Consider the following 18838-nt stretch of genomic DNA (forward strand, 5'->3'; position numbering starts at 1 on the left):
TCTCGGGCTGTCCATCGGGGATGATAGACGCCGCCCCTACGCCTTGCGCATGACCGGCCGGTGACAGCCCTCAGAGTTCCAGGGTCAGCGTCACCGGTGCATGGTCGGAGGGGCGGTCCCAGCCCCGGACGTGGCGGGCGACCGTCATGTCGCGTACCGTGCCGGCGAGGTCGGAGGAGACCCAGGCATGGTCGAGGCGCCGGCCCTTGTCGGCCGCTGCCCAGTCGGGGGAGCGATAGCTCCACCATGTGTAGATCTTCGTCGGCTCCGGCACGAGCAGGCGAGCGGCATCGATCCAGCCCGCCTCGCCCCGCAGGGTCTCGAGCCGTTCGGTCTCGATGGGCGTATGGCTCACCACATCGAGGAGTTGCTTGTGCGACCAGACGTCGTGCTCCAGGGGCGCCACGTTGAGGTCGCCGACCAGGATCGCGGGACCCGTGACCCGCCGCCCGCCCCAGGCGCGCAGTTCGTCGAGGAAGTCAAGCTTGTGTGCGAATTTCGGGTTGAGGCCGCGGTCGGGCACGTCGCCGCCGGCCGGCACGTAGAAATCGTGCAGCACGATTCCAGCCGCCTTGCCCGCCTCCGGCCCCAGCACCGCCGAGATGTGGCGGGCGTCCTGGCGTTCGCAGAACGCCATCACGTCGCGCGTGAGGAGGGGAAAGCGCGAGAGGATCGCGACGCCGTTGTAGCCCTTCTGGCCGGCGAACACGACGTGCTCATACCCTGAGCCGCGCAGGGCCTTGAGGGGGAACGCGTCATCCGGGCACTTCGTCTCCTGCAGGCAGAGCACGTCGGGCTGCACCTCGGCGAGGAAGCGCAGGACCGAGTCGATGCGCAGGCGTACCGAGTTGATGTTCCAGGTGGTGACGGTCAGGCGCACGGCGTTCGGCTCGCGTGAAACTGGAAAATGTTTAAAGGATCGTGCGCGCGTCGGCGCGGCGGGCCGGCATAGACCGGATCGCCGCGCCCGTCGCCGGGAAATGCTGCGCTGGGGGTCGCGATCCGTGCGGACCCTGGGCCAGATCGAGGGATCGTCACCGTGTCGCGCATCCGTTCCGCGCTCTTCAACGCCTACTGGGCCGGCTGGACCGCCCTGTTCATCGTACCGCTGGCGGTGCTCGCTCTGCTGGGCGCGCCCGCGCGACCCATCCGCGCCTTCACCCGGCTGTGGTCGCGCGGCATCCTGTTCGGCCTCGCCCGCATCATCGGGCTGACATACGTCGAGGAGGGACGCGCCCGTATCCCTTCCGAGCCCTGCCTCATCGTGGCCAATCACCAGTCGGCCTGGGAGACCCTGGCCTTCCTCGTGCTGGTGCCGAACGTCGCCATCGTGGCCAAGCGCGAACTGGTGGCGATCCCCATCGTCGGCTGGTTCCTGCGCCGCTCGCCGATGATCATCATCGACCGGGCCAACGGCACTCAGGCCCTGCGGGTGATGATCGACGAGAGCCGCGCGGCGATCGCGCAGGGCCGCTCGGTGCTGATGTTTCCGGAAGGCACCCGCGGCGGCATCGCCGAGCCGGTCCAGTTCAAGCGCGGCGTCGAGTTGCTCTATGCCAAGCTCGGACTCGCCGTGCTGCCGGTGGCGGTGAATTCCGGCCTGTACTGGCCTCATGGCGGCGCCCGCCACAGGCCCGGCGCCGTCACGGTGAGCTACCTGCCCCCCCTGCCCCCGGGCCTGAGCGGTGCCGAGTTCATGCGGGGGACGCAAGGTGCGATCGACGCCGAGCTGAATCGCTGGCGTGACCCCGCCGCGCCGGTGGCCCCGGCGCTGCGGGTGGAGGCCTCGTAGGGGCCAGTCCTACGCGTCGAGCCCTTCGGCCTTGCGCTGGGCGGTCCGGCGACGCTCGACGCGGGCCACCGAGAAGATCGACGCCTCGTAGAGCAGCAGCATCGGGATTGCGAGCGAGAGCTGCGAGATCACGTCCGGCGGCGTCAGCACGGCGGCGGCCACGAAGACGAGGACGATGGCGTAGCGGCGCTTCTCGCGCAGGAACGCCGTGTCGATCACACCGATCTGCCCGAGGAGGGTCAGGATCACCGGCAGCTGGAAGGCGATGCCGAAGGCGAAGATCAGCGTCATGATGAGCGAGAGGTACTCGTCCACCTTCGGCAGGAGGGCGATGGTCGCCTCGCCCGGCTGCCCGATCTGCTGCAGCGAGACCGAGAACTGGATCAGCAGCGGCATCGCCAGGAAGAACACCACGAGCGCGCCGAGGATGAAGAACACCGGGGTCGCGACGAGGTAGGGCAGGAAGGCCTGGCGCTCGTTGCGGTAGAGGCCGGGCGCCACGAAGGCGTAGACCTGCGTGGCGATGACCGGGAAAGCCAGGAAGCCGGCGCCGAAAACGCTGAGCTTGATGTTGGTGAACACCTGCTCGAGGAAATGGGTCGCGATCAGCTTGGCGTTCTCGACGCCCACCACGGAGACGTAGGGGTAGACGAGGATGTTGTAGATGTGCCGCGAGAAGAAGAAACACCCGAAGAACATCACCACGAAGGCGGCCAGCGACTTGATCAGCCGGGAGCGCAGTTCGATGAGATGGTCGAGGAGCGGGGCCCGCGAGGCTTCGATCTCGGCTTCGTCGGTCTCGTTGATCATCGGCCGGATTCAAGCTGGGGTTTGGCCGGCGTCTCGGGACGCGGCGACGCGCTCGGAGAGGGGTCGGCAGGGGCGACCGGCGGTTCGGCGGTCCAGGCATGGGTCGCCGGTGTGGGACCGGCCGGCACCGGCCGCGGCGGCAGGTCGGGCAGCGATTCCACCGGGCCGGCCGCATGCGCGTCGCGCTCGGGCGGGGCCTGGATCGTGTTCTCCCGCTCGGCCAGTTGGTCGGCGACGTTGGCGAGACCTTGAGCCGGTGAGGGCGTGGTCTTCGTCTCGACCCGGCCGTCGACCGCGCCCTTCAGCTCGTCGCGGATGGTCTGCACCGGGTTGAAGGTCGGTCCCATCGTGCTCGCCGAGCGCTTGACCCCGTCCACCTCGCGGCGAATCTCGTCGAACTCCGCCTCGCGGATCGCCTCGTTGAACTGCGACTGGAACTCGCCGGCCATGCGGCGCATCTTGCCGGTGATCTGGCCGACCGTGCGCAAGGCCTTCGGCAGATCCTTCGGGCCGATGACGATGAGGGCGACGCCGCCGATCAGCATCACCTCGCCCCAACTCATGTCAAACATGGTGTCGACTGTCCCGCGACCGTGAGCCGCCCATCAACGGCGTCCTGCCCATGGCAGGTCGCGGCGCCGTGCGCCAGACCCGCGATCGGCCGCAGCGCCCCATCTTCGTGTGGCGGATCAGACGACCTTGCGGTCGGTCGACACCGTATTGGCGGTGGTGGGCTCGCCCTGATGGGGCAGCGTGCGCACCGGCTCGCCTGCGCTCGGCGGTGGCACGGCCGTGGTGGTCGGCGCCTCGTCCTCGGCCATCCCCTTCTTGAAGGCCTTGATGCCCTTGGCGACGTCGCCCATCAGGTCCGAGATCTTCCCGCGGCCGAACAGCAGCATCACGATGCCGGCGACGATGATCCAGTGCCAGATACTCATGCTGCCCATGGCAACCTCCCGCGCCGCAGCTAGAACACCGCGCGGCGCCGTCTCGTGTGTCGATTGAGGGCGAACCTAAGGATCGGGCACCCCGAGCACAAGAAGTGCGGGTGACGCGCGCTCCGTTCCGATCGCCGCATCGCGGGCATGCAAGTTCCGGCCCGCTGCCGGTTCATAGACCAGTCCCGCACCCTTGTCGCCCGATCCGGCGCTGGTGTTCAGGCGATCAGGGACTCAGGCGGCCAGGGACAAGGCGGCCTGGAAGCGAGCCCGGGCTTCGTGAACGTCGAAGGCGTCCGGCCCGGCGGGGAGGCGGCCCAGGGCCGCTTCAGCCCGGCGCAGGGCCGCGCCGGCCAGGACGGGAGCCCCTTCGGCGACGCCGCGCATCTCGTCCGGGTCCCCGTTGCAATGCAGTCCGACGTCGATCCCGGCGGCGAAGCACGCCTCGGTGCGGGCGCGGAATGTTCCCTGAAGAGCGTGCATCGACAGGTCGTCGGTCATCAGAAGGCCGTCGAAACCGATGGCGCCTCGGATGATGTCGCGGATCACGATGGCCGACTGCGTCGCCGGATGGACCGGGTCGAGGGCGGTCAGGACGACGTGGGCGCTCATGGCCATCGGCAGGTCGGCGAGCGCCCGGAACGGCACGAAGTCCTGGCCGCTGAGCGTGGCGAGGTCCGCCTCGACCACGGGCAGACCTTTGTGACTGTCGCAGCCGGCGCGGCCGTGGCCGGGGATGTGCTTCATCACCGGCAGCACGCCGCCCTGCATCAGGCCCTCGGCGACGGCTCGGCCGATCTCGGCCACCCGATCAGGTGCGGTGGCGTAGGCGCGGTCGCCGATCACATCGTGGGCGCCGGCCACCGGCACGTCGAGGACGGGGGCGCAGTCGACGTTGATGCCGACGCTGGCGAGGTCGTGGGCCATCAAGCGGGCGCCGAGATGCGCGATGGTCGCGGCCGAGCCGTTGAGGCCGCCGAAGCGGCGACCCGCCGGATAGGCCGGCCAGTGCGGCGGCCCCATGCGCTGCACCCGGCCGCCCTCCTGGTCGATGAGGATCGGGGCGTTGGAGCGGCCCACCGTGGCCCGCAGCGCGTCGGTGAGCGCCCGGACCTCGTCGGGCGTGCCGATGTTGCGCTTGAACAGGATGAAGCCCCAGGGCGCCACGTCCCGGAAAAAGGCGGCCTCCTGCGCGGAGAGGGTCTTGCCGGCGCAACCGAGGATCAGGGCACGGGAGGTCATGATCGGGGACGCGTCCTCGGAGGGTTGAGCCGGCGCGGCGTGACGGGGGTCGAGACGGGTTTGTCGACGAATCGACACGATGCCTACCCGAGCAGGATGAGGCCGGGCGACGTCGAACGGAATGGGATGCGTGCGGGAACGCGGGCGCGTGGCGTTGTGGCCACAGGGCGACCGGCCTCCGAACGCGCCCGGATGGTTCGCCCGCGGAGTGACCGGGCGGCCCGAGGCTCCCGGTCTCCGCTGTCGGACCTCAGTTCTTGGCCACGAAGCACTGGCCGCCGGCGCCCTGGAGCTGGGTGCAGAGGCTGGCCGCCTCTGCCTTGCCGAGGGGTCCGACGCGGACGCGATAGATCGTCTTGCCGTTCACTTCGGCCTGACGGATCAGGGCGGGCTGGCCGGAAAGCTGACTGTACTTGCCCTGCATCTGACGGAAGGCGGCCTGGGCTTCGCTCTCGCTGGTACGAACGCCGAGCTGGACGGTGTAGCCGCCGCCACCCACGGATGCTGTGGCGGCGGGCGCCGCCGTCACCGGCGGTGGCGCGGCGATGGCGGACGTCGCCTCGGGTGCGACGGAAGCGACGCGCTGCGGCGCCTTGACGCGCGGAGCCGGAGCCGGGGCCGGGGCAGGCTCCTGCGGTGCCGCGGCGGGCGCCTCGGCCACCGGGGTCGTCGCCATGGGCGGCGGCAGCCGGCTCGCACGCTGGCGCAGGGACGGGCTCGCAGCGGCGCCGTCGCCGGATGCGCCCGGCAGGGTCATGGTCGGGATCACCGAGGTCGGTGTCGCCGTCGCGTCGGCGGAGGCCTCGCGCTGCGGCGGAGGCGGCGGGGTGTCGGGCTTGACCGAGACTGTGCGGACCCGGCGAGGTTCACCAAGGGAATCGGCGAGGCCGCCCTGCTGGGCAGGCGCGGGCGCGGCCGTCGGTGCAGCACTGCCGGGGGTCGCCCCACCCTCGCCGCTCCCGAGGGCCGCACGGGCGGCCTGGGCCACGTCGAGAGGCTGCTCCTCGCGATTGACGATTCGGATCTGGCCGTCCTTGGCAGCGCGCTCGTAGATCTGCTTGTTCTGGTCAGGGATCTCGACGCCGTCGGACTTCTGAGGCGCGATCTTCAACGGCGCGGTGTCGGCCAGGATCGTGGGGACGCCGCCGCCATTGCCGGAATGGCCGTGCAGGCCGCGCCAGGCCAGGGCGCCGGTGACACAGAGAGCAAGGACGCTGAGGCCGGCACCCACCGAAACGAGGCGGCTGCGCTTGCGCGGCCGCTCGAGGGCGCGGCCGCGGTCGTCGGCGTCGTTAGGGTCGAATTCGGCCGCGTTCGGGTCCGGGTATCCGCTCTGTGCGTCGGCATAGGCGCCGTTGTCGACGGATGCGAGGTATTGGTCGAAGGCATCCGTGGGCGAGACCGGGTGCGGGGCGACCGGATGGACAGGTGCCTGGGCGTAGGTCTGGGACGGGGCCGGCGCATCCACGAAACTGGGCTCGATACGGCCGCGCGCGGCCGCATCTGTCCGTGCATCGCGGGCCTGGAGCAGGGCCCGGAACGGATCGTCCTGTCCAACGATGCGAGCGAGCTCGGCCAGGGGGTCGGCTTTGGCCGCGCCCGGAGCCTGGACCGGAGCGGGAGCCTGGACAGGAACCTGGGCCGACGCCGGAGGCTGCTGCAGATCCCGCGCAAAGGCGTCGAAATCGACCGTCGCCCGCGAAGCGTTCGTCGTCATGGCAGCATCCCTCTTCACGCCGAGATCACCTCACCGCATTTCGTCCGGCGCGGTGACGCCCAACACCGCGAGGCCGGAGGCGACGACGCCTCGCAAAGCCTCAACGAGGGCCAATCGAGCCCGTGTGGAGTTTCGGTCGTCAGGATTAATAAACCGTAATTGCGGCAAGTCTTTGCCTTTGTTCCACAAACCATGCAGCGACGAGGCCAGTTCGTAGAGGTAGAACGCCACCCGGTGCGGTTCATGCGCGGTTGCCGCGGCCTCGAGGACGCGGGGATATTGCGCGACGAGTCGCATGACCTCGACTTCGCTCGAATCGATGAGGAGCGACAGGTCCGCCTCGCCGAGCAGGCTGGCACGGGAGAAATCCTCGTCCGGCATCGCTTGCGCGGCCTGGCGGAACACCGAGACGCACCGCGCATGGGCATACTGCACGTAGAAGACCGGGTTCTCCTTCGACTGCTCCACCACCTTGGCGAGGTCGAAGTCGAGGGTGGCGTCGTTCTTCCGGTAGAGCATCATGAAGCGCACCGGATCGCGCCCGACCTCGTCGACCACCTCCCGCAGGGTGATGAATTCGCCGGCGCGCTTCGACATCTTCACGGGCTCGCCCGCGCGCAGAAGCCGCACCAGCTGGCACAGCTTCACGTCGAGGGTGGCGTGGCCGTCGCTGACCGCCTTCACGGCGGCCTGCATGCGCTTCACGTAGCCGCCGTGATCGGCACCGAGCACGTCGATGAGGTCGCTGGCGCCACGGGTGATCTTGGTCCGGTGATACGCGATGTCGGACGCGAAGTAGGTGAAGGAGCCGTCCGACTTGAGCAGCGGTCGGTCGACGTCGTCGCCGAATTCCACCGTGCGGAACAGGGTCTGCTCGCGGTCCTCCCAGTCGTCGGGCAACTGGCCCTTGGGCGGCGGCAGGCGCCCTTCGTAGACGAGGCCCTTCCCGCGCAGCTCCGCCAGCAGGACCGGCACCTCCGCCTTGAGGGAGGCTTCGGAGAAGAAGACGTCGTGATGGATACCGAGGCGTGCGAGGTCGTCCCGGATCAGGTCCATCATCGCCGCGATGGCGAAGGCCCGAACCGTGGGGAGCCATTCGGCCTCGGGCTGATCGAGGAGGGCGCGCCCGTGGATCTCGGCCAGCCGGGTGCCCACCGGCACGAGGTAGTCACCCGGATAGAGCCCCTCCGGCACCGGGCCGACGGGCTCGCCCAGGGCCTCGCGGTAGCGCAGGAAGGCCGAGCGGGCGAGCACGTCGACCTGCGCGCCGGCATCGTTGATGTAGTACTCGCGCGTCACGTCGCGCCCGGCCGCCACGAGGAGGTTGGCCAGGGCATCGCCGAACACCGCGCCGCGCCCGTGGCCCACATGCATCGGGCCGGTAGGGTTGGCCGAGACGTATTCGATGTTGACCCGTCCCCCCGCCATGGCGCCGCGCCCGTAGGCTTCGCCCTCCGTGAGGGCTGCCCGGACGACGCCGTGGAAGGTGCCCGGGGCCAGCCGGAGGTTGATGAAGCCGGGGCCGGCGACGCTGGCCTCCGTCACGTCCGGGTCCGCGCGCAGGGCTGTGGCCAGGATCTCGCCCAGGGCCTTCGGGTTGGTCTTCGCCTCCTTGGCCAGCACCAGCGCGGCGTTGGTGGCGAGGTCGCCATGGCTCGCATCGCGCGGCGGCTCCACCACCACACGGGCGAGATCGAGCCCCTCGGGCAGCTGCCCGGATTGGATGAGGGCCTGCACGGCGCCGCGCACGCGGGCCTCGAAGGTGGCGAAGATGTTCATGGTGCCGTAAAATTCCGTGTCCGGGGCTCGGCGGGGACGTCCGTCCCGTGGGGAACGCTCCGCCCCCTCGCCCAGGCCGCGGCATAGCAAGGGCGCTCCCGGGTGTCACGGCGGACCCGCCGGCCCCGCTTCGTGAAGGCCGCCTCTCCGAGCACGGTTACCGGCGCGTTGGCGGGATCGCGCCGTTTCGCGAGATTGCCGAGACGGCCCGTTCGGCCTGTCGCACGAGAGCCACGATCCCGCCCGCGGATCGATAAAATTGCGCGGATCGACTTCAGCGCGGAACAGGTCCCGGGGCGGCACCCTGGCGGCATAGGACCTGAGGACGCCGCCATGGACCGGACGAAGACGATTGCGCTGATCCTGCTCGCGGCACTCGCCGCGCTGACGACCGGCGCGTCGCAGGCCCAGACCCTGGCCGCCCTGCCCACGCCCACTCCGGCGGCATTGACCCTGGCCGAGGCCAGGCCGCTGCTGGCCTGGGCCGCCTTCTGCCAGCGCTACGCCTCCGAATGCGCGATCGATGCCAACGAGCCGAACCGCATCGCCCTCACCCCCGCGATCTGGAGCACCATCGTCTCGGTCAACCGCCGGGTGAACAGGTCCCTGGTCGCCGTCACCGACCAGGAGCACTGGGGCGTGCCGGACCGCTGGGATCTCGCCGAGGACGGCTCGGGCGATTGCGAAGATTATCAGCTCCTCAAGCGCAAACTCCTGGCCGAGGCCGGCCTGCCGCGCCGGGCGATGCGGATGACGGTCGTGATCGACGAGAAGGGCGAGGGGCACGCCGTGCTGACCCTGCTCACCGACCGCGGCGACTTCATCCTCGACAACAAGACCGCCGAGGTGCTGGCTTGGTACCGGACCGGCTACGTCTTCATCAAGCGCGAGTCCGCCGATACGGTGGCATGGGTCTCGCTTGGCGGAGTCACCTCGCCCGTCACCACCGCCAACCGCTGAGGGCGCGGGCTCGAGCGTACCGGCTGTTCCGAGGGCGAGGCGGGCCACAGGGGCATCGTTTCGTATTGCGGAACCGAGGCGGAACCAATGCCTGCGCCAGCGCGTTAACGCGGGTTTAACTTTCCGATTGAGCCTGGATCGTTCCCGTGCAAACCTTGTCGCTCCATCAGGGAATGGCAGGGCGACCGGCATGCGGCACGCGATACTGCGAAGCGTCGAGGGGCTGCCGCACGGGGAGCGTGGCGCCCTCTGGCGACGCCTCGCCCGCACCGCGCAGCTCGGCCTCGTCGGCACCATCCTGCTGATCGGCGGTGCCAGCACCGAGGCTCAGACCGTGGCCGCCCTGCCCGATGCCCCGGCGCTTGAGGAGGGTGTCCCGGCTCGGCCCGTCGCCGCCTGGACCGCCTTCTGCGCCCGGATGCCCGAGGAGTGCACGGTCGACACGACGCAGCCTGCCGTCATCACCCTGACGCCGCGCATCCGCGACCTCCTCGGCCGCGTCAATCGCCGGGTCAACGCCCGGATCAAGCCGATCACCGATCTGGCTCACTGGGGCGTGGTCGATCGCTGGGACTATCCCGACGATGGCTTCGGCGACTGCGAGGATTATCAGCTCCTGAAGCGCCGAATGCTGGTGGAGCGCGGCCTGCCGCGCCGCGCCCTGCGCATGACCGTGGTCATCGACGAGATCGGTGAGGGACACGCGGTGCTGATGGTCCGGACCGATCGCGGTGACCTGATCCTCGACAACAAGACCAATGCGGTCCTGTCAGGCCCGCGCACCGGCTACACCTTCATCAAGCGCGAGGGCCAGGACGGTCTCGCCTGGATCACCCTGAACGGCGGTGCCTCGCCGGTGGCCACCGCAAACCGCTGAGGCGGCACATCGGGGCGGTGCCCAAGCCGGGCCGCCCCGGACGCGGCCTTCCGGCCGTGACGACGACCCGGAGACTTGGTGCGAACGCCTCAAGAGGCGCGAAGGCCTCTCATACGAGCTCCGGTTGATCCCTTCGGGATCGCGGAGTTCTGTGATCCTCGAGCGCCGCGCGGGCTGCCGATGCGGCGCCCGCTTTGATCAGGCGGACGTCTTTTCAGGCGCCCGCGATCATGTGGGCAAGGTCGAGGGCGACACGGCCCGACATCAGGCTCCAGCCGCAAGCGATCATCGTGGCGACCATCACGAACGGGATCGGGCGGCGCTCCAGCCGGCGTCCGCGCATGGTGTTGCGCAGGATGATGAAGGGCGCGCCGAAGGCCAGCATCGGCAGGGCCGCCACGGCCGTGACGCCGCCGCGCTCGAGCAGGCTGAAGCTCGCGCGGCGCTCCGTGAACAGCTCGAAGGCGCTGGCGAGAAGGCCCGAGAGGGCGAGACCGACGCAGAGTGTCTGCAGGGAGTCGAGGGCCGAGGGGCTGAGTGTCATGACGCGTACGCTCCACCATCGAGAGGCGATGTGGTGCGCACTGTGCCGTGTCGTTTACGAAACGTTAAGGGTTTCCTGCCGTCAGGGTTAAATCCGCGCACAGGCTGATGCGGCCGGACGGCCCCGCGGCAGGTGGGCGCCCTCAATCCTCGAGGTCGATGTCCAGGATCGCCATGGCGAAGTTGAACGAGCGGTCGCCGTCCTCGTCGTCGACCGAAACCACGCCGAGGAATTCCTCGCCGATATAGACCTCGGCCGAATCGTCCTTCTTCGGACGGGGAACGAGGCGGATGTTGGTGTTGGCGAAGGTCCGGCGGAGGAAATCCTGCACCTTCACAATGTCGGTCTTGTTCACGCTGATCGCCTCTCGCGTTCGGGTCGGTCGGGGCCTCCGGCTCATGGCCGATCGCGCGCGGCGGCCCCGAGGGCATCTGAGTCCGGGCGGACCGCGTTGGTGGCCAGAGCCGGGCTGGTCCCCGCTTGCCACGCCGTCGGAGCATGGGCAAGCCGGGTCCCTGTCCGGGCTGCCCGGCGAGACGGCGTCCGCCTCAGATGCCGTCGGCCATGTGGATGAACTGGTCCATGGCGACCAGCTGGTCCATGGCCCGCGAGGGCTCGGCGCAGCCGGCGGTGCCGACCACGCGGGCAGGCACGCCGACCACGGTCGTGTTGGCCGGCACCGGGCGCAGCACCACCGAGCCGGCGGCGATGCGGGCGCAAGCCCCCACCTCGATGTTTCCCAGGATCTTGGCGCCGGCGCCGATCATCACGCCGTGGCGGATCTTCGGGTGGCGGTCGCTGCCCTGCTTGCCGGTGCCTCCGAGGGTGACGGCGTGAAGGATCGACACGTCGTCCTCGATCACCGCCGTGGAGCCGACCACGAGGCCGGTGGCGTGGTCCAGGAAGATGCCGCGCCCGATCCGGGCCTGCGGGTGGATGTCGGTCTGGAACACCTCCGACGACCGGCTCTGCAGGTAGAGAGCGAGGTCGCGTCGCCCGGCCGCCCAGTACCAGTGCGCGAGGCGGTGGGCCTGGATGGCGTGGAAGCCCTTGAAGTACAGCACCGGCTCGATCGCCCGGCTGGTGGCCGGGTCGCGGTCGAGCACGGCCGCGATGTCGGCGCGGAAATCCTGGCCGAGGCTCGGTTCGGCGGTGATCGCCTCGACGAAGCCGTGGGCGATGAGCTCGGCCGGCAGCGAGGCATGGCCGAGCCGGGCCGCGACCCGGTGCGCCACCGCGCCCTCGAGGGAAGGATGGTTGAGAATTGTCGCCACGATGAAGGAGGCGAGCTGCGGCTCCTCGCGGACGATGGCCTCGGCCTCGGTCCGCAGGCGTGCCCAGATCGGATCGCACACGGCCAGCGGCTCGGGGGCTTTCGCGGCGATGGGGAAGGGGCTGGCGGACATCGGGTCCTCCTCTGGACCGGGCTCGTCGCGGCGCGCCGGAATATACCGTGACGCGACGCGTGGGTCGCGCCGTGCGGGCGGGATTTTGCTCTCGCCCCGCGGCGCTCCGGGATGGTTGTGCCTGTCGTCGTCGGGTCCGGCAGGAGAGACCGGTGCCGGACCGCTCGTCCCTTAGCTTGGTGTGCATCGCACGGTCGATCAAGTCCGTGCGGGTCCGGGGGACAGGTCGAGTCCGAACGCTCAGGCGCTGCGGCGGTGATCGAGGGTGCCGAATCGCGCCTCGATGGCTTCGGCGAGGCGGTCGACCATCACGTCCACGGGCACGTCGGAGGTGTCGACCACGGACGAGGCGCGGGCATAGAGGGGCTCGCGGCTGGCGAGCACGGCACGCAGTTCCTGCATCGCCGAGGGGTGGTCGCCGGTGGTGGTGAGCTCGCCCTGGTCGCGCACCCGCTGCATGTGCTCCTCGGGGCGGGCGCGGAGCCAGATCGTGAAGAAGGCCTGGAGCAGCAGGTCGTAGGTCAGCGGCTCGGCGACGATGCCGCCGCTGGTGGCGAGCACCAGAGGGCCGGGATGCTCGGTGAGGCGGCGCAGGGCCGCCTGCTCCAGGCGGCGGTAGCCCTCCTGGCCGTAGATCGCGAAGATCTCCTTCACCGAGAGCGCGTTCTCGCGCTCGATCTCGGCATTGAGCTCGACGAAGGTCCAGCCCAGGCGGTCGGCGACCCGGCGGCCGAGGGTCGACTTGCCGGCGCCGCGCAGGCCGATCACCGCGACGCGGGGCTGCGGCGCCTCGCCGCTCGCCGAGGATTGGCCCGACAGGATGCCCTTGGCCAGGGCGATCTGCTCCGGCGAGGCATTGCCGAGGAGGTCCCGGATTACGTGCCAGTCCGGCAGCGTCTCCTGCCCGGCGATCAGGTCGTCGAGGCGCACGCCCATGGCGTTGGCCACCCGGCGCAGCAGGATGATCGAGACGTTGCCCTGCCCGCTCTCGAGCTGTGCGATGTAGCGCTCGGACAGACCGGAGGTCTGAGAAAGGAGCTTTCGCGACAGGCCCCGCACGGTCCGGGCATGACGAACCCGCCGGCCGAGATCAGCCAGGAAGGTCGATTCTTGTTCTACCGCGCCGGCCATGCCGTCGTCCGCTTCCTCGGTTTGCGTTCGGCCCAGGGGGCCGCGCGCTGATGACTACACTAGGGTGCCGGTTCCGGAACTATGACCACGGATGTGGAAATATTGTGCCCGGATTCGGCACTTCGGTTACGTCGAAAAGCAACAACGCGGATATCCGGTATCGGGATAGCGCTTCTGGGTCGTTGCGATGATCATGCCGAAACGGGCCGAAGCCCGCCACTTCGCATTGCACCATGTGAGGCGAGGCGCGCTCCGACGCAAGCGGTTAGGGTCCCGGGAACGGGGGAAACTCGGAGAATCGGGCGAAGGCCGCCTCGGCCGGATGCGCATCGATGCCGGGACAGGCGGATGCGGCCGGGGGACCTACTGCGCGGCCGGGAGGGCCGAGGCCTCGAGCACGGTGCCGGCCACCGGCGCCTTCTTCGCGACGGCCGGACGCCCGACGGCGGCGAGCGCCGGAGCCGACGGGCGGCGGGGCGGCAGCGGCACCTCGATCGTCTCCGTGAAGGCGGCTTCGACCTGCGCGCCGGCCGGAGTCATCGCCGGAACGATGCCGGGATGGGGGCTGATCGCGGCCGGGGACGTGGCGTCGGCGGGTGCCAGGGCGGCGACCTCCACCCTGGCGAGGCCCGCGAGGGAGGCGGGACGTCGGGGCGGCAGCGGCACCTCGACCGTCTCGGAGGGGACGCCGTTGGCGGCGGGGCTCGGCGCGTAGGCGAGCGCCGTGTTGGCGGCGATGACGGCGGGGCTGTCGGCGCGGGCGAAGGCGCTGGCGAAGGCCTCGCCGGATTTCGGCGTTCCGAGGTCGTCGGGGACGCTGGTCTCGATTCCGAGACGCTTGGCGGCGTAATAGTAGCCCCGGTTGTAGAAAGCGTAGGCCTGGGCGATGTCGCCCTTGGCGGCCCGGTAGGCGCCGGCGAGGTAGGCGATCCCGTAGCGCAGGTTCACCCGCGGATCGAACAGGCCGGCCGCATCCCCCTGGTAGCCGAGGCCCTTCGCGGTGGCGTGCTTGATCTGCATGAGGCCGAGGGCGCTGCCGCCCTTGGCGTTCGGGTTGTAGTTGCTCTCGCGCTTCACGACCTGGTGGACGAAGCTCAACGGCACGCCGTTGGCCTTGGCCTGCTGCTCGATCAGCGCATCGATGTTGTCCCGCGCCGCCGTGCCCTGGGCCAGGGCCGCGCCGGGCGGGAGCATCCCGCACGGCATGGCGACCGCGGCGACGGCGAGGAGCAGGAAGCGCTGGTGCATCGGAGACCCGGATCGTCCTTGTTCTTGGACGGTCAAGGTCCGGTCGAATTGAGGCCGGAAAGCGGCTCAGGGAGGCCGAGCGTGGCCGTTTCCCCATGTGCTGTGTCGCACATGGCACAGTCGGCGCGCCCGTGTCCGGATTGTGTCCGCCGTGATTCGCCAATGTTGCCAGGGACCTCGTGGATTCGCGAGGCTGCCGGCGCGGGACCCGCGTCAGCGTCGCAAAATGAATTCGTCGATCGCTTTCGCGAAGCCGTCCGCATCATTCGTGGACGTGACGGCCCGTGCCGCGGCCTGGACGACCGGCGCCGCGTTGCCCATCGCCACCGAGAAGCCGCTGCGGGCGAACATCGGGACGTCGTTGGCGGCGTCGCCGAGGGTCGCGATCCGCGCGCGGTCGAGGCCGAGGTGCCGGCTCATGGCATCGACGAAGGCGGCCTTGCCGGAGCCGGGCGGCGTCACGTCGAGATAGTAGGCCTGTGAACGGTGGACGTCGGCCCGACCCGTCAGCGCCGCGGCGATCTCGGTCTCGCACGCTTCCAGATGCGCCGCATCGGCGCTGACGCCGACGATCTTGGCGGCTTCCCCGAGGAGGGGCGCGAGGTCCGCGACCACGTTCGGCTCGACCTGCAGGGTCCGACGCTCGAGGTCGGTGTAGGCGCCGTGCGGATCGGTGAGGTTCCACTGCCCGCGCGCGAACACCCAGGTGTCGAGGCCGGCCTCGGTGAAGCGCCGCACGGCCTCGCGGGCGGCCTCGGCCGGGATCAGCTTCTCCGACAGGATGGTGAAGTCGGGCGCGACCAGGGTGCTGCCGTTGTAGGCCCCCATCGGCAGGGTGAGGCCGAGCTCGGCCGCCAGGGACCTCAGCCCCACGGGCGGGCGGCTCGACGCGATGGTGAAGGCGATCCCCGCCGCAGCCAGCCGCCGCACGGCCGCATGGGTCGCCGGGGTCAGGGCCTTGTCCGTGGTCACCAGGGTGCCGTCCACGTCCGAGATCACCAGGGCGATGTCGGCGGGCGTCGAATTGGGAGGCAGGGGCATGGAATCCGGCAGGGTCTCAGGGTTGCGGGGCACCCTCTCCCAAACCCAGCCGGGCCACGATCGTTGCGACGATGGCCTCGGGCGCCGCGTCGATGCTCACCACGACGGCGTTCTCCTCAACCCCCGGCGGCTCCAGGATCGCGAACTGGGTGTCGAGGAGGGCCGCGGGCATGAAGTGCCCCTGCCGGTGCGCGAGGCGCCCCTCGATCAGGGCGCGGTCGCCCTCCAGGTAGACGATCCGCACCCCGGCGCGGCCGCGCACCAGCACGTCCCGATAGGCCCGGCGCAGGGCCGAGCAGACCACCACGCCGGATGCGCGCCGCTGCAGCTGCGTATCGATCCAGGCCCCGATCGCCGCGAGCCAGGGCGCGCGGTCGTCGTCGTCGAGGGGGTGCCCGGCCCGCATCTTGGCCACATGCTCGGGGGTGTGAAAGCTGTCGCCGTCGACGAAACCCCAGCCGAGCGGTTCGGCGAGACGGGACGCCACGGTGCTCTTGCCCGAGCCCGAGACGCCCATCACCACGAGGACCACGGGCGCGCGGCCCGGCGCCGGGTTCTGGCCTGATGACATCGCGCGTTCCTCTCCCGGCGCCCACATCGGAGCGGCCCGGCATCCTTCACCGATCGGGCCAGGCCGGCCCCTCCTCGACCCTCAGGAGGCGAGCGCCGTGTCCGAGCAGGGGCCGAGCGGATCGGGATCGGACAGGACGGGGTCGAGGGCCCGCTCGCGCAGGCGCTGGGGTCCCAGGGTCATCGCGAAGAAGTCGTAGTACCCGCGCCGGTCGTTGGCGAGGAGGAACTGGAAGTGCATCCGGAACGGCCGCCAGCGCACCTTGCGGTAGGTCTCGGTGCTGATGATCTCGCGGAACCGCGCCGAGCGCACCAGGGGGTTGGCGACCGCGTGGCCCTGCAGGTCGAGGTCGAGATGCACTACCGGGTTGAAGCCGGGAAAGTTCATCCAGTCCTGCGGCGCCTGGAAGTCGACCCAGACGAGGCGCCGGGAGGTCACGAGGCTCGCGATCTCGCAGCGCAGGCCCCGCGCCGCGCCCTGCATCGCCACGAGGGGAAGTCCGGACCCGAGGGTGACCAGGGCGAGCGTGGACGGGCCGGTGCCGAGGCCGGGGTCGCGGGCGAGCACCCGGGCAGCCACCTCGACGGCGCTCAGGCCCCCCGAGGAGTGGCCGAGGATCATGATCTCGTCTGGGGCGTCGCCGGCCGCCGAGAGGGCGGCGCAGCGGGCGAGCACATGGTCGGCGAAGGCCTCCAGCCGGCCCTCGTAGTCGGGCCGACGCCCCTGGCCGTGCTGCCAGTTGAAGACCCAATCGTTCAGGAGCTGCCAGAAGAACACCCGGTTGAGGAGCGCCTCCATCGCCTTGATCCAGGCGAGCCCGATGAGGAGGCCCGCCGGAACCGTGACCCAGAGGGGCCATCCGAGGCTGTGGCCGAACGCCGTCCCCAGATGGGCGTGCACGAAGGCCGCGATGGCCAGGGTGCACAGGCCGAGGAGCAGGACCATCACCAGCGGGTAGAGGATGACGTTGCCGTATTTCCAGTTCAGCCGGTAGAATCGCAGCAGCAGGCCGGAGACGATGGACTGGAGCGTGCCGACGACCAGCAGGGCGACGCTGATCGGGCGGCGGCGGCGGAAGTCCTCGCGGACGATGTCGTCCCACAGGAGGACGTCGTAGGTGGTCTCGGCCCCGCGCGTCTCGGCTTGGGCTGCCACGCGCCAGCTCTGCACCAGTCCGTCCGCGCTCAGCGTCGCCCCGGAGACGGTGCGCTTGGGCTCGCCGAAGCGCTTGGCGTGGCGGGCCAGCTCGCGCACGAACAGCATCCGGTAGCGGCTGCTGCCTTCCGGATCGTAGCCTGGAAGATAGAAGATGTGCCGTCGCGCGACCGACCCCGGAACACCCTCGGCTAATCCGGGTGGTGTGTAGTCGAACGACGATGTCATCGAATGCGGTTCTGCCGAAACCAGGTTTACGCGAATTCAATCGGGACGTCCGGACGAGAACGCACATCGCGGGGATCCTTTCAAGCATCTTCCGGCACACGTTTCGCTCGGTGAAAGGCGTGAGTAGCGGGGATGGCCGTCGGCCGTCGGCCGCTCGCCGTCGGACTGTGACCCCACCGCCACGGACAGCGCCCCGGCGATGGTCTAGGCAGCCCATGAGAGAAACCGACAGGCGATCCTGCATGCGCGCACTGCCACTGGCCCTCTGCACCGTTCTGGGCACCGCCCTGACGGTGTCGGGCTGCTCGTCGTTTCTTCCCGCGGCCGGACCGACGACGGGTGCGGTTGTGGAGGGGGCCGACATTTCGACGAGCGAGGGCACGTTCGCGCGCTACGAGATCGTCGACCTGTCGGCGGCGACCATCGAGGCCCTGCGGGGTCGTGCGCTGGACAGCCTGCTGGCCTCCTTCGGCGACCGGCGCCCGTCCCTCGAGCCCGTCATCGGGGTGGGCGACTACGTGGCGATCTCGGTCTGGGAAGCCGGCTCGGGCGGCCTGTTCTCCGGGCCGCTGGTGGCCGACCGCTTCTCGGCCGGCTCCAAGTCTGCCCTCATCCCCGAGCAGGTGGTGCCCCGGGACGGGGCCATCAGCGTGCCCTATGCCGGGCGCATCCAGGTGGCCGGGCGCCGGCCCCAGGACGTGCAGGCCCTCATCGAGACCGAACTCGCCGGCAAGGCGATCCAGCCCCAGGTGCTGGTCTCGGTCACCAAGGCGGTGTCGCAGACGGTGACCGTCACCGGCGAGGTCGTGGCCGGCGCCCGCGTGCCGCTCTCGGGCAAGGGCGACCGCCTGCTCGACGTGGTGGCCACCGCCGGCGGCGTGCGCGCAGCCGTCAACGAGACCTTCGTGCGCCTCTCGCGCGGCCAGCAGACCGCCACGGTGCCGCTGACCACGGTGGTGTCGAACCCGGCCGAGAACATCTTCCTGCGCCCGGGCGACACCCTGACCCTGGTGCGCGATCCCCAGACCTTCCTGGCGGTGGGCGCCCTGGGCAACTCCACCGAGATCCCGTTCCAGGCCGAGGGCATCACGCTGGCCCAGGCGCTGGCCAAGGCGCGCGGCCTGTCCGACTTCCAGGCCGATCCCTCCGGCACCTTCATCTTCCGCTTCGAGCCCGCCGCGGTGGTGCGCCGCCTCAAGCCCGGCAGCCCCCTGCTCGGCACCCCCCTGGTGCCGGTGGTCTACCGCATCAACATGCGCGATCCCAACAGCCTGTTCCTGACCCAGGCCTTCCGCATGCGCAACCGCGACCTCGTCTACGTCTCCAACGCCCCCTTCACCGAGGTCCAGAAGGTCCTCTCCGTCTTCTCCACCATCACCGCCCCCGTCTCCGCAGGAGC

General features: G+C 70.2%; 19 protein-coding genes. 4 read left to right on the forward strand and 15 right to left on the reverse strand.

Annotated features, from left to right (window positions below; all coding sequences use genetic code 11):
* Positions 1-70: 70 nt before the first annotated feature.
* Positions 71-880 carry an exodeoxyribonuclease III gene (locus ACLBWX_RS19530; protein ID WP_447678651.1) on the reverse strand — a complete coding sequence of 270 codons (810 nt, stop codon included), beginning with the start codon at positions 878-880 and terminating at the stop codon, positions 71-73.
* A gap of 159 nt (positions 881-1039) precedes the next feature.
* On the opposite strand from ACLBWX_RS19530, the gene ACLBWX_RS19535 reads away from it, so the two are divergent.
* Positions 1040-1792, forward strand: coding sequence for a lysophospholipid acyltransferase family protein (locus ACLBWX_RS19535; protein ID WP_447678652.1), 753 nt, complete (start codon positions 1040-1042; stop codon positions 1790-1792).
* A gap of 9 nt (positions 1793-1801) precedes the next feature.
* Here ACLBWX_RS19535 and tatC read toward each other — a convergent pair whose 3' ends face one another.
* The 6 genes from tatC to argS form a co-directional block, all read right to left on the reverse strand.
* Positions 1802-2602, reverse strand: a complete 801-nt coding sequence (tatC, locus tag ACLBWX_RS19540) for a twin-arginine translocase subunit TatC (RefSeq protein WP_447678653.1) — start codon at positions 2600-2602, stop codon at positions 1802-1804.
* Positions 2599-3174 (reverse strand): Sec-independent protein translocase protein TatB, encoded by a 576-nt coding sequence (gene tatB, locus ACLBWX_RS19545; protein WP_447678654.1) that lies wholly within the window; start codon positions 3172-3174, stop codon positions 2599-2601. Before tatB ends, tatC begins: the two co-directional genes overlap by 4 nt.
* A 117-nt stretch (positions 3175-3291) precedes the next feature.
* Entirely contained in the window at positions 3292-3549 is a 258-nt protein-coding gene (locus ACLBWX_RS19550) for a twin-arginine translocase TatA/TatE family subunit (protein ID WP_447678655.1), read from the reverse strand.
* A 225-nt stretch (positions 3550-3774) separates the two neighbouring features.
* Entirely contained in the window at positions 3775-4782 is a 1008-nt protein-coding gene (gene nagZ, locus ACLBWX_RS19555; RefSeq protein WP_447678656.1) for a beta-N-acetylhexosaminidase, read from the reverse strand.
* A gap of 250 nt (positions 4783-5032) precedes the next feature.
* Positions 5033-6499 carry an SPOR domain-containing protein gene (locus ACLBWX_RS19560; protein ID WP_447678657.1) on the reverse strand — a complete coding sequence of 489 codons (1467 nt, stop codon included), beginning with the start codon at positions 6497-6499 and terminating at the stop codon, positions 5033-5035.
* 30 nt (positions 6500-6529) lie between these two features.
* Positions 6530-8278, reverse strand: a complete 1749-nt coding sequence (gene argS, locus ACLBWX_RS19565) for an arginine--tRNA ligase (RefSeq protein WP_447678658.1) — start codon at positions 8276-8278, stop codon at positions 6530-6532.
* A 333-nt stretch (positions 8279-8611) separates the two neighbouring features.
* On the opposite strand from argS, the gene ACLBWX_RS19570 reads away from it, so the two are divergent.
* Complete coding sequence (locus ACLBWX_RS19570) at positions 8612-9238, forward strand: transglutaminase-like cysteine peptidase (protein ID WP_447678659.1); 627 nt, start codon at positions 8612-8614, stop codon at positions 9236-9238.
* Positions 9239-9428: 190 nt separating this feature from the next.
* Positions 9429-10115 (forward strand): transglutaminase-like cysteine peptidase, encoded by a 687-nt coding sequence (locus ACLBWX_RS19575; RefSeq protein ID WP_447678660.1) that lies wholly within the window; start codon positions 9429-9431, stop codon positions 10113-10115.
* Between the two features lie 214 nt (positions 10116-10329).
* Here the strand turns inward: ACLBWX_RS19575 and ACLBWX_RS19580 are convergent, their stop codons facing one another.
* From ACLBWX_RS19580 to ACLBWX_RS19615, 8 genes are all read right to left on the reverse strand, one after another.
* The gene (locus tag ACLBWX_RS19580) at positions 10330-10659 is read right to left on the reverse strand and encodes a DUF6949 family protein (protein ID WP_447678661.1); all 330 of its coding nucleotides are present in this window, start codon (positions 10657-10659) and stop codon (positions 10330-10332) included.
* A 142-nt stretch (positions 10660-10801) separates the two neighbouring features.
* Positions 10802-11014, reverse strand: a complete 213-nt coding sequence (locus ACLBWX_RS19585; protein ID WP_447678662.1) for a DUF3126 family protein — start codon at positions 11012-11014, stop codon at positions 10802-10804.
* A gap of 193 nt (positions 11015-11207) precedes the next feature.
* Positions 11208-12065, reverse strand: a complete 858-nt coding sequence (cysE, locus tag ACLBWX_RS19590) for a serine O-acetyltransferase (RefSeq protein ID WP_447678663.1) — start codon at positions 12063-12065, stop codon at positions 11208-11210.
* 240 nt (positions 12066-12305) lie between these two features.
* A complete protein-coding gene (locus ACLBWX_RS19595) occupies positions 12306-13232 on the reverse strand; it encodes a helix-turn-helix transcriptional regulator (RefSeq protein WP_447678671.1) in 927 nt (308 codons plus the stop codon).
* 327 nt (positions 13233-13559) lie between these two features.
* On the reverse strand, positions 13560-14444 hold the full coding sequence (locus ACLBWX_RS19600) for a transglycosylase SLT domain-containing protein (RefSeq protein WP_447678664.1): 885 nt from the start codon (positions 14442-14444) through the stop codon (positions 13560-13562).
* Between the two features lie 213 nt (positions 14445-14657).
* The gene (locus ACLBWX_RS19605) at positions 14658-15485 is read right to left on the reverse strand and encodes an HAD family hydrolase (RefSeq protein ID WP_447678665.1); all 828 of its coding nucleotides are present in this window, start codon (positions 15483-15485) and stop codon (positions 14658-14660) included.
* Positions 15486-15501: 16 nt separating this feature from the next.
* Positions 15502-16056: a gluconokinase gene (locus ACLBWX_RS19610; protein WP_447678666.1), complete on the reverse strand. Its 555-nt coding sequence runs from the start codon at positions 16054-16056 to the stop codon at positions 15502-15504.
* A gap of 81 nt (positions 16057-16137) precedes the next feature.
* Positions 16138-17439: an alpha/beta hydrolase gene (locus ACLBWX_RS19615; RefSeq protein ID WP_447678667.1), complete on the reverse strand. Its 1302-nt coding sequence runs from the start codon at positions 17437-17439 to the stop codon at positions 16138-16140.
* Positions 17440-17681: 242 nt separating this feature from the next.
* On the opposite strand from ACLBWX_RS19615, the gene ACLBWX_RS19620 reads away from it, so the two are divergent.
* Positions 17682-18838: polysaccharide biosynthesis/export family protein (locus ACLBWX_RS19620; protein WP_447678668.1), on the forward strand; the 1157-nt coding region annotated here is incomplete at its 3' end.

This window comes from Methylobacterium sp. M6A4_1b, from assembly GCF_053345175.1.

Bases quoted from the DNA above. Each gene is read 5' to 3' on its own strand.
- argS (WP_447678658.1), bottom strand. From the start codon at position 8,278: ATGAACATCTTCGCCACCTTCGAGGCCCGCGTGCGCGGCGCCGTGCAG.
- ACLBWX_RS19580 (WP_447678661.1), bottom strand. From the start codon at position 10,659: ATGACACTCAGCCCCTCGGCCCTCGACTCCCTGCAGACACTCTGCGTC.
- ACLBWX_RS19615 (WP_447678667.1), bottom strand. From the start codon at position 17,439: ATGACATCGTCGTTCGACTACACACCACCCGGATTAGCCGAGGGTGTT.
- ACLBWX_RS19560 (WP_447678657.1), bottom strand. From the start codon at position 6,499: ATGACGACGAACGCTTCGCGGGCGACGGTCGATTTCGACGCCTTTGCG.
- ACLBWX_RS19610 (WP_447678666.1), bottom strand. From the start codon at position 16,056: ATGTCATCAGGCCAGAACCCGGCGCCGGGCCGCGCGCCCGTGGTCCTC.
- ACLBWX_RS19600 (WP_447678664.1), bottom strand. From the start codon at position 14,444: ATGCACCAGCGCTTCCTGCTCCTCGCCGTCGCCGCGGTCGCCATGCCG.
- tatC (WP_447678653.1), bottom strand. From the start codon at position 2,602: ATGATCAACGAGACCGACGAAGCCGAGATCGAAGCCTCGCGGGCCCCG.
- ACLBWX_RS19605 (WP_447678665.1), bottom strand. From the start codon at position 15,485: ATGCCCCTGCCTCCCAATTCGACGCCCGCCGACATCGCCCTGGTGATC.
- cysE (WP_447678663.1), bottom strand. From the start codon at position 12,065: ATGTCCGCCAGCCCCTTCCCCATCGCCGCGAAAGCCCCCGAGCCGCTG.
- ACLBWX_RS19575 (WP_447678660.1), top strand. From the start codon at position 9,429: ATGCGGCACGCGATACTGCGAAGCGTCGAGGGGCTGCCGCACGGGGAG.
- ACLBWX_RS19550 (WP_447678655.1), bottom strand. From the start codon at position 3,549: ATGGGCAGCATGAGTATCTGGCACTGGATCATCGTCGCCGGCATCGTG.
- nagZ (WP_447678656.1), bottom strand. From the start codon at position 4,782: ATGACCTCCCGTGCCCTGATCCTCGGTTGCGCCGGCAAGACCCTCTCC.
- tatB (WP_447678654.1), bottom strand. From the start codon at position 3,174: ATGTTTGACATGAGTTGGGGCGAGGTGATGCTGATCGGCGGCGTCGCC.
- ACLBWX_RS19570 (WP_447678659.1), top strand. From the start codon at position 8,612: ATGGACCGGACGAAGACGATTGCGCTGATCCTGCTCGCGGCACTCGCC.